Raw genomic sequence first — 9,339 nt, forward strand, 5'->3', positions numbered from 1 at the left:
GTTTCTGGGCGGCAGGGGCAGGGACACGCCACACCCAGCCGAGTTCCCCGAAATCTCCGATGCTCCTTCCATGGCGATCACGCCGCGTGCGCCCGCACGGGAATGTGGTAATGACGCGGCAATCATGCGGCGATACCAGACGGTCCTCTTTGATCTCGACGGCACGCTGATCGACTCGATCCGCCTCATCCTCGACAGCTACCACCACACGTTCGCCGTCCACGGCCTGCCTCCATGCGAGGACGACGTGCTCCTCCGCGGCGTCGGCACGCCCCTCAAGGCGCAACTCGCCGGCTACAGCGACGATCCCGAGGCCGTGCTCGCGATGATCGAGACATACCGAGCCTACAACCTCGCGCACCACGACGCCTGCGTGCGAGCCTACCCCGGCGCGGTCACCTGTGTCCGCACGCTCGCCGAGGCAGGCATCAAGGTTGCGATCGTGACCAGCAAGAACCGGCACAGCACCGAGCGCGGGCTCGACGTCGCGGGGCTATCGGACGCATTTTCGGTGCTCGTCTGCGCCGACGACGTGACGAACCCCAAGCCCCACAAGGAGCCGGTCGATCTCGCCCTCGCGCGGCTCGGCTCGCAGCCCAACGAGGCGATCTTCGTAGGCGACAGCCTGCACGACATGCACGCCGGGCGCAGCGCCGGGGTCGCGACAGGCGCCGCGCTCTGGGGCCCGATGACGCGCGCCTACCTCGCCCCGTCCGAGCCCTCGCACTGGCTGGAAAAACCCGAGGACCTCGTCTCGCTCGTCCTGGGCTGAGCATTGGTCTCATCGGAAGCCGCCGCGCCGGGGCGCCGCCCCGGGCCCCGCGGGGGCTGTTCGCCCCTGCTGGGGCCTGGGGCAACACCCCAGCGAATCGGCTTCAGGGTTCCCCCGACGGAGGATTCCTCCGTTGCACGCGGTGTCTTTCGAGAAAAAGACGGAGCGACGTGGGATGTGGATATCCTTTAGCGTCGCCGTGTCCGCACCGGTCTCCGGGTGTCCTCCATCGAGCGATCATGCAACCACCGCCCCCTGACGGAGCGCGTTCGAATATGGCTGATTGTCTCCGCGGGGGTGGCGAGATGGGCGCCCTCATGCGGGCGCACGATTGGCAAGGCACGGGCGTGGGTATGCCCGCGGCTTGGGATCGCAGCCTGAAGACGGCGATCCAGATGATCCTGGGGGCCCGACACCCCATGTTCGTCTGGTGGGGCCCGGAGCTCCTCAGCTTTCACAACGACGCGTATGTGCCCATTCTCGGCCAGCGGCACCCGACCGCCCTCGCGCGGCCGGCGTCCGAGGTATGGTCGGAGATCTGGCATATCATCGGCCCCTGGACGGAGGCGGTTTTACGCGAGGGACGCTCGCTCTCCGGCGACGAGGTCCTCCTGCCCGTCGATCGGAATGGGTACACCGAAGAGGCGTATTTCACGTATTCGTACAGCCCCATCAACGACGACAGCGGCGCCATCGCGGGCGTGTTTTGCGCGTGCTCCGAGGAGACGGGCGAGGTGCTCGGGCGCAGGCGACTGCAAAACCTCGGCGCGCTCGGCGCCGCCATGCTCGGCGCGCGCGGCGCCGTGGAGGTCTGCGTGGCGGCGGCGGAGCATCTCGCCGAGAATCGAAACGACGTACCCTTCGTTTTGCTTTATCTGCTCGACGAGAACGGCGACGCCGCGCGCCTCGCGGCAATGTCCGGGCTGCCTCCGGATCACCGGGCGTGCTGGGCGCCATCGCCCGAGGACGCGGAGGGGCCCTGGCCGATCCGAGAGGTGAAGGCGCGGCGCAGTGGGATCGTCCTCGACGACGTGCGAATGCGCATCGGAGAGCTTTCGTGTGCGCCGTGGGCCGAGCCCATCGAGCAAGCGATCGTGCTGCCCATCGAGGATCATGGACGCGGCCGGATCGCCGGCGCGCTCGTTTTTGGCCTCAGCCCGCGGCTGCGGCTCGACGCTGGATACCGCAATTACCTGGAGCTCGCCGCGGCCCAGGTCGGGAGCGCATTGACGAACGCCGGCGCCCTCGAATCCGAGCGGCGGCGCGCCGAGGCCCTGGCCGAGCTCGATCGGGCCAAGACGACGTTCTTCAGCAACGTGAGCCACGAGCTCCGGACGCCGCTGACCATGATGCTCGGTCCGCTCGAAGAGCTCGCCATGGGCGATCCGCCGCTCACGGAAGCACAACGCACGCACGTCGAGCTCGCGCAGCGGAGCGCCGAGCGGCTGCTCAAGCTCGTCAAGAGCCTGCTCGATTTCGCGCGTATCGAAGCGGGGCGTATCGACGCCTCGTACGTCGCGACGGACCTCGCCCGGATGACCGCGGAGCTCGCCGCCACGTTCCGCTCGGCGATCGAGCGCGCCGGGCTGCGCCTCGACATCGATTGCCCGCCTTTGCCCGAGCCGATCTTCGTCGACCACGACATGTGGGAGAAAATCGTCCTCAACCTGCTCTCGAACGCGCTCAAATTCACGTTCGACGGCGAGATCAGGGTATCGCTGCGCCACGCCGGGAATCGGGTGATGCTCGAGGTGGAGGACACGGGCACTGGAATCCCCGCAGGCGAGCTGCCGAAGATCTTCGAGCGATTCCACCGCGTGCACGGCGCGCGGGCCCGGACGCACGAGGGCGCCGGGATCGGGCTCGCGCTCGTGCAGGATCTCGTGCGCTTGCACGGCGGCCATATCGAGGTCGAGAGCGAGGTGGGTCGAGGCAGCACGTTCCAGATCACCGTGCCCACGGGCACCGCGCACTTGCCGGCGGATCGGCTCGGCGCTCCGCTCTCGCTCGCCTCCACGGCGATCGGCCCGGCGCCGTACCTCGAAGAAGCCTTCCGCTGGCTCCCCGCGCCCGACGATCACGTCGTGCATTTCTCCGCGAAAAGCGAGCCGGATCCGCGCGAGGCAACGCCACGGGCGCGCGTCCTCGTGGTGGACGACAACACCGACATGCGCGGGTATTTGCGCCGATTGCTGGCCCCGCGCTGGGACGTGACGGCGGTGCCCACCGGAATGGCGGCGCTCACGGAGGCGCGGCGCTCGCCCCCGGACCTCGTGCTCGCCGACGTGATGATGCCGGGCATGGACGGATTCGCGCTCCTGCGCGAGCTGCGGCAGGATCCGCGGACGTCTTCCATTCCGATCGTGATGCTGTCCGCGCGCGCGGGGGAAGCAGCGCGGGTCGAGGGCCTCGACGCCGGCGCCGACGACTACCTCATCAAGCCCTTCTCGGCCCGCGAGCTCATCGCGCGTGTCGCGTCCCAGATCTCGCTCTCGCAGGCCCGATCGCAGGCCAAATACCGCGCCGAGGCGGCGAGCCGCGCGAAGGACGAGTTCCTCGCGATACTCGGCCACGAGCTCAGAAACCCGCTCTCCCCCATTCTCACGGCGCTCGAGCTCATGCGATTGCGCCATGGCTCCGTGCTCGAACGAGAGCGGGCGGTCATCGAGCGGCAGGTGCAGCACCTCGTGCGGCTCGTGGACGATCTGCTCGATGTATCGCGGATCGCGCGCGGGAAAATCGAGCTCCGGCGGCGCCCCATCCAGCTCGCCCAGGTGGTCGCGAAGGCCATCGAGCAATCGAGCCCGCTCATCGAGCAGCGCGGCCACACCTTGAGCGTCGCCGTGCCGGCGGAGGGGCTCGTCGTCGACGGGGACGAGATTCGTCTCGCGCAGGTCGTCGGGAATCTGCTGACGAACGCCGCGAAATACACCGAAAAGGGAGGCCACGTGGAGGTCTCGGCCGGCCGCGAGGGCGAATGGGCCACGCTGCGCGTGAGGGATTCGGGGGTCGGCATTTCGCACGATCTCCTGCCGCGCATTTTCGACCTGTTCGTGCAAGGCGGCCGGGAGCTCGATCGGAGCGAGGGAGGCCTCGGGCTCGGCCTCGCCATCGTGAAAAACCTGACCGAGTCGCACGGCGGGCGCATCGAGGCGCGGAGCGCGGGCCCGGGCCTCGGCAGCGAATTCATCCTCCGCTTGCCGCTCGCCGCGTCGAGGACGGCCCCGCCGCCGCGCCCCGGGGAGCGACCCGTGGCCGAGGCGTCCGCGTCACGCTGTCGCGTGCTCGTCGTGGACGATAACCAGGACGCCGCGGTGCTGCTCGCGGAGGCGCTGCGCGCGGCCGGCTACGAGACACGCGTGGCGTTCGACGGTCCGAGTGGCCTCGAAATCGGACGAACCTTTCGCCCCGAGATCGCCGTGCTCGACATTGGGCTGCCCGTGATGGATGGCTACGAGCTCGCCGAGCGCCTCCGCGAGCTCTCGCCGCCGCCCCTGCGCCTGCTCGCGCTGAGCGGATATGCGCAGCCGGGGGATCGCGACCGCGCGCGTGCGGCGGGGTTCCACGAGCACCTGGTCAAGCCCGTCGATATGAAGACGCTCCATGCGGCGCTTTCGGGCGTCGGGCCGCGGAACGGGGGCTGCTAACGCCGCCCCCAGAATGCCACGAGATCCGGCAAGGCAGTCGTCGAGAATTGAATGAGGTGCAGCATGTGCGTGTACGGCCCGGTGCCGCCGTACCCGCGCACGTGCAGCTCCCCTTTGTGCGCCTCGGTGAGCGGCTCGAGCGGCTTCATGTACGCGTTCGGCACGACGTGTTTCATCGCCGGCACGTTCGGCAAAGGCTGCCAGACGCTCGTCGGCGTCCGCGAGACGCCGACCGATGCGAGCACGAAGTCCGTGGTGCGATGCGCGTTGTGATAGCCGTACGTCTCGATTTCCGAGTGCACGATCGAGAGCAGGACCTTGCTCTCCACGGCCTTCTTCGCGAAACGCCTCGTCGGCTCGATCTGGTCTTGCTTGAGGGCCTTCGAGTGCGGGTCGTAGCCGCAATGAATGGAGTCGACGAGGACGATCGCGCTGATTCGATCGAAAAACTCCTCATGCTGGAGGATCTTGATGATGCCGCCGTAGCCCGAGCTCCAGGCCGAAAGGCCGATGCGCCGGAGGCGGGCGTTCTTCAATCCACGCGCGACCATGACGTCCTGCGCGCGTGAGAGGATGAGCCGGAGGCCCGCGGGATCGGCGAACCTGTCCTCGTAGACGCCCGAGCCGACGCCGAGGTTCAGGATGGCGACGACGGCGTTGACGCCCGCGAATCCGTAGTTTTCCTCGACGAGGTCGGTGTTGCCGTTGAGGTGCAGGACGAGGTCGTACTGGCCGTCCTCCGACGACCACGACGGCGGGAACATCAAGAGCCCACCGGCGAGCGGCGCGCGCCAGGAACGATCGAAATGGGCGTCGGCGCGTTCGCCCGGCTTCGCAGCCGCGACCGGCGGCGCAGGTGCAGGCGGCGTTTCGGACGCCAGCACGGCGGGCACCGTCGCGGGAGATGCGCTCGCCGGCGGGGGCGCAGGCGCGGGCGGGGGACGCGGTGCGTCGATATGCACGGCGGCCGAGGCCATGGGCGCCGATCGTGAGCCCAGCGACACGGACGCGAGCCCCATCCCGAGGAGCGCGAGGCCGCCGAGGGCCACTGGGGCGCGGGCACGGCGAAGCATGCAGGCAAAGACCAGCAGACCGGATTTTTCGCGCCTGTGTCAAGGGAGAAACGCGCGGCTATGGGGCGACCGCCCACAGCCGCGCAGGGTCACGAGCGCGCGCAGAGCCGCTCAGGCATTGAGGTCGGCCGAGGCTGCCTTCGCCGCGGCGGGCGCGAGGAGCGCATCGGCGCAAGGACGCACGACGTCACGCAGAGCCTGGCGGCGGAGGGCGCCGAGCTCTTTGGAGGACAAAAGACCGACGTCCTCGGCCACGACGGCGCGACGGATCGACGGGTCCGCGGACGCGGCCTCGATCGCCCGCTCGAACGTGGCGCGGGCGAAGCGGCGCGTGTCCTCGTCGGCCCCGGCGAGCAGGAATCGCAAGGTGCGCCAGGCGAGCTCGGCGTGGCGCTGCTCGTCCTCGGCGATCCGCGCGTGGACCTCGCGCAGCACGGGATCTCGCACCATCCCCGCGAGCGCGAGCGCCTCGGCCGCGCCGATCGTCTCGCCCACGCACGCCTCCTCGATGAGGGAGCCGAGCACGACGCGCAGATCCGTGTCGAGCGGGACACCCGCGAGATCGAGCTTCGAGGGGCCGATCGGGCGATCGGCATACCGGCTCGCGAGGGCATACCCGACGCGGGCATGTTCGACCTCGTCGGCGGCCGCCTGTTGCGCGGCGAAGAGCAGCTCGGGCGGCGCGCCGAGGGCCATGAGCTGGAGCGTGAAGCGCGCGAAGCTCGCGACGGACGCATGTTCGAGCGCGGCGATCTCGGTCCACGATTCGGCGAGCGCGGTCCGGACTGCCGGATCGAGCGACGCCGTGTCGGGCGTGATCTCCGCGAGGATCCAGTCGACGCGGGCCGAGGCGGGCGCGGTGCGGGCCGCGCCGGCGACGAGCAAGGGGCGGCCGATCGCGCAGTTTTGCGTCTCGCAGTTGAACGTGCCGGGCTCCCCGGCGATGCTGTACGGGAGCGTCGCGCAGGAGAAGCCGGCCATGCAATCGGCGTCGACGCGACACGTGTCCGCGTCCGTGCGGCACGCGAGGCCGATCTGCTGGAAGCAGCCGTCGTGGAACGAGGTGATGCCACACTCGCCGCTCGCGCAATCGGCATCGGTCGCACATTTCGCGACGGCCGAGCAGCGCGACCAGGCGACGTCATTCTGGACGACGCCTTGACAGACGCAGACCGAATCGGCGCCGCACTCGGCGTCGTTCGCGCACGAGTACACGCAGCCGCAGGAGGGCTCGGGGATATCGAAGCTCGCGTCGCGGTGGATGCACTTGCCATGGGGTTTGGCCGTGCAATCGGCGTCCGACGTGCAGTCCTTGTACATCTCGGTGCCGTCGCAGGCGGCCGCTTCGATCGTGGGATCACACGCGACGGCCGCGGCGCGGTGGATCGTGCCGTCGTCGCAGCGCACGTAGCCGCTGTCGGATCCGTCGGCGAGGAGAATGGGCGTCCCGCCCGCGCAGCCGGCGAAGCCGCCGGCGCCGCCCTGGTTCGAGCCCGTGCTGGAGCTCGAGCTCGTGCTCGCGCCCGCGCCTCCGGAGCCACCGGAGCCGCCGCCCTCCACGGTCGATCCGCAGGCGATGGCGGAGAGACCGAGGGCAGCGAAGATCGAGAGGCGCAACGAAAGAAAAGCAAGCCGATCGTGCATGGAAGTTCCTCCTCCGTGGAGTGAGGGCCCGATCGTACGGCCGACGAGGCCGCAAAGGAAGAAAGGATCATGTCGAGATCCGGCGCACGCTCATGTCGCATCGAAGACTCGCGCGCCGGCGCGGCGGGCGCTACCCTCGCGCGCCGTATGCTGAAAGCATCCGACGTGGTGGCGGGTCGCTTCGAGATCGAGGCCGTGCTCGGCGAGGGCGGCATGGGCGTCGTGTATCGGGCCCACGATCTGAAGCTCGATCGCAAGGTCGCCCTGAAGACGCTCGCGGCGGGTGACGAGGAGGCCTCGGCGCGGGCGCTCCGCGAGGCGCGGGCCGTCGCGGCGCTCGATCACCCGAACGCGATCGCCATCTACGACGCAGGCGAGTGGGAAGGGCAGCCCTTCATCGCGATGGAGCTCGTCGAAGGCGAGACGCTGCGCGCGTACGTCGGTGATTCGAGCGTGCCCGTGCGCCGCAAGATCCGCTGGCTCGTCGACGTGGCCCGCGCGCTCGCGGCCGCGCACCGGGCCGGGATCGTGCACCGCGACATCAAGCCGGAGAACGTGATGGTCCGGCGCGACGGGCGGGTGAAGGTGCTCGACTTCGGCATTGCGCGGCGCAGCCAGGCGCCCGTGGATCCCGCGGGCCCGACGGCGAAGCCGAGCGCGGCGTCGATCACCACGAAGGGCGGCGTGCTCGGGACGCCGATGTACATGGCGCCCGAGCAGGTGCGCGGGAAGGCCGCGGACGGGCGGACGGATCAGTTTTCGTGGGCCGTGCTCGGCTACGAGCTCTGCGAGGGGACGAGGCCGTGGGACGCGCACGACGCGCTCTCGATCGTGGCTGCGATGATGTCCGAGCCGCCGCGGCCCATGCAGGCCGAAGGCGTGCCCGCGGCGCTGCGCGAGGTCGTCGGTCGCGCGCTGTCGCGTTTGCCCGCGGAGCGATACGGATCGATGGACGACATCGTGGAGCTGCTCGAGCCGCTCGCGGAGGAGGTGGATTCGAAGGGGCCGAAGGGCGAGCCGCGCGTGGCCCCGCGGCCTTCGCCGGGCTCGATCACGGCGGGGCGTTACTCGACGCAGGAGCTCGGGCAGGCGATCGCGCTCGCGCTCGAGCGAAAAGCGAAGATGGAGGCGGAGGGCCGCAAGTACGCGTATGCGGATCTCGCGGCGGCGGCGCGGGAGGTCGGGGTCGAGGAGGAGGAGCTGCGCGCGGCGCTCGTGGCGCTGCGGCCGGCGCTCGATCCGGCCCCGGCGGCGCCTCCGGCCCCGGCGGAGGGGCCGGCCCTGCGGCGGGCCCGTCAAAAGCAGAAGCTCGTCCGGCACGCGGCGATGTGGGGCGTCTTCAGCGTGTTCTTTTTCCTGCTCGACATGGTGACGGCGGGCGGGATGTGGTGGTTTTTCCCGGTCCTCGGCTGGGGCGTCGGGCTCGCCACGCACGCGGTGAAGTATCTGTTCCCCGTGGATCCCACGCCCGAGGAGGAAGCGGAGCTGCGCCTGCGGCAGGAGATCCGGCGGGAGAAGCTCGAGCGAAAGCGCGGGGGAGAGCGCATGCGGATCGCGGCCGGGGGCAAACGGATCGAGGAGCAGCCGCGGGCCGAGAAGGACGCGCGGGAGACGGAGGCGAGCGCGGAGCTCGCGGCGCTCGCCGAGGAAGAGGCCGGCCTCCGGGCGGCACGCGGCGAGCGGCGGCGAAGGGCCCGTTGAAATACGAGAACGATAAAGGGAGACAAACCAGCGCCGAAATATTCTTCTGTCATGGAAAGCGGCTGGATTGACTGGAAGGTTGGGCTACCGGGGGCCGGCGCGGACGGAAGTGCAGGGCACGGAAAAGGCGTACCTTTTCTCTTGTGAACGGCGCGGGGGTGCGTTCCAATGCCGGCGCATGGAACGACGATGGTTGGCTCGGCCGGACGGTGAGGTCCGGCGCACTCCTCAACAGGGTCGCGCGGCATGGGCCGCGCTCGGGCTCGCGGCTGTACTGGCGAGCGTGGCATCTCCCGCCGCAGCGGACGCACCGAAGTCGGGCGGGGCATTACCTGCGAAGCCTACGGCGCCGGCCACGCCGGCCGCGGCACCCCCGCCCGCAAAAGCGCAGGCCGCACCGGCGGCTGCACCGGCGGCGCCTCCCGCCGCTGCGCCGGCTGCGCCTCCGGCAGGCGCAAAAGCCCCGGCTGCGCCCCCTGCCGCGCCGCCCGCCGCGCCGCCG

5 protein-coding genes are annotated in these 9,339 nt (G+C 70.1%); 3 read left to right on the forward strand and 2 right to left on the reverse strand.

Annotated elements, in window-relative coordinates:
- Positions 1 to 124 precede the first annotated feature (124 nt).
- Complete coding sequence (locus QHF84_RS06490) at positions 125 to 772, forward strand: HAD-IA family hydrolase (RefSeq protein ID WP_281312301.1); 648 nt, start codon at positions 125 to 127, stop codon at positions 770 to 772.
- A 317-nt stretch (positions 773 to 1,089) separates the two neighbouring features.
- Positions 1,090 to 4,419 carry an ATP-binding protein gene (locus QHF84_RS06495; protein ID WP_281312302.1) on the forward strand — a complete coding sequence of 1,110 codons (3,330 nt, stop codon included), beginning with the start codon at positions 1,090 to 1,092 and terminating at the stop codon, positions 4,417 to 4,419.
- Here the strand turns inward: QHF84_RS06495 and QHF84_RS06500 are convergent.
- Complete coding sequence (locus QHF84_RS06500) at positions 4,416 to 5,492, reverse strand: hypothetical protein (protein ID WP_281312303.1); 1,077 nt, start codon at positions 5,490 to 5,492, stop codon at positions 4,416 to 4,418. The two genes, QHF84_RS06495 and QHF84_RS06500, sit on opposite strands and share 4 nt — an antisense overlap.
- Before the next feature lie 111 nt (positions 5,493 to 5,603).
- On the reverse strand, positions 5,604 to 7,136 hold the full coding sequence (locus QHF84_RS06505) for a ferritin-like domain-containing protein (protein ID WP_281312304.1): 1,533 nt from the start codon (positions 7,134 to 7,136) through the stop codon (positions 5,604 to 5,606).
- A 147-nt stretch (positions 7,137 to 7,283) separates the two neighbouring features.
- Here QHF84_RS06505 and QHF84_RS06510 point away from each other — a divergent pair, with 147 nt between their 5' ends.
- Positions 7,284 to 8,837 carry a protein kinase gene (locus QHF84_RS06510; protein ID WP_348652836.1) on the forward strand — a complete coding sequence of 518 codons (1,554 nt, stop codon included), beginning with the start codon at positions 7,284 to 7,286 and terminating at the stop codon, positions 8,835 to 8,837.
- Positions 8,838 to 9,339: the final 502 nt, after the last annotated feature.

The sequence above is a fragment of the Polyangium sp. y55x31 genome (assembly GCF_029946505.1).
Taxonomy (GTDB): Bacteria; Myxococcota_A; Polyangia; order Polyangiales; family Polyangiaceae; genus Polyangium.

Excerpts from the sequence above, each read along its gene's own strand:
- QHF84_RS06500 (WP_281312303.1), bottom strand. The coding sequence starts at position 5,492 with ATGCTTCGCCGTGCCCGCGCCCCAGTGGCCCTCGGCGGCCTCGCGCTC.
- QHF84_RS06490 (WP_281312301.1), top strand. The coding sequence starts at position 125 with ATGCGGCGATACCAGACGGTCCTCTTTGATCTCGACGGCACGCTGATC.
- QHF84_RS06505 (WP_281312304.1), bottom strand. The coding sequence starts at position 7,136 with ATGCACGATCGGCTTGCTTTTCTTTCGTTGCGCCTCTCGATCTTCGCT.
- QHF84_RS06510 (WP_348652836.1), top strand. The coding sequence starts at position 7,284 with ATGCTGAAAGCATCCGACGTGGTGGCGGGTCGCTTCGAGATCGAGGCC.
- QHF84_RS06495 (WP_281312302.1), top strand. The coding sequence starts at position 1,090 with ATGCGGGCGCACGATTGGCAAGGCACGGGCGTGGGTATGCCCGCGGCT.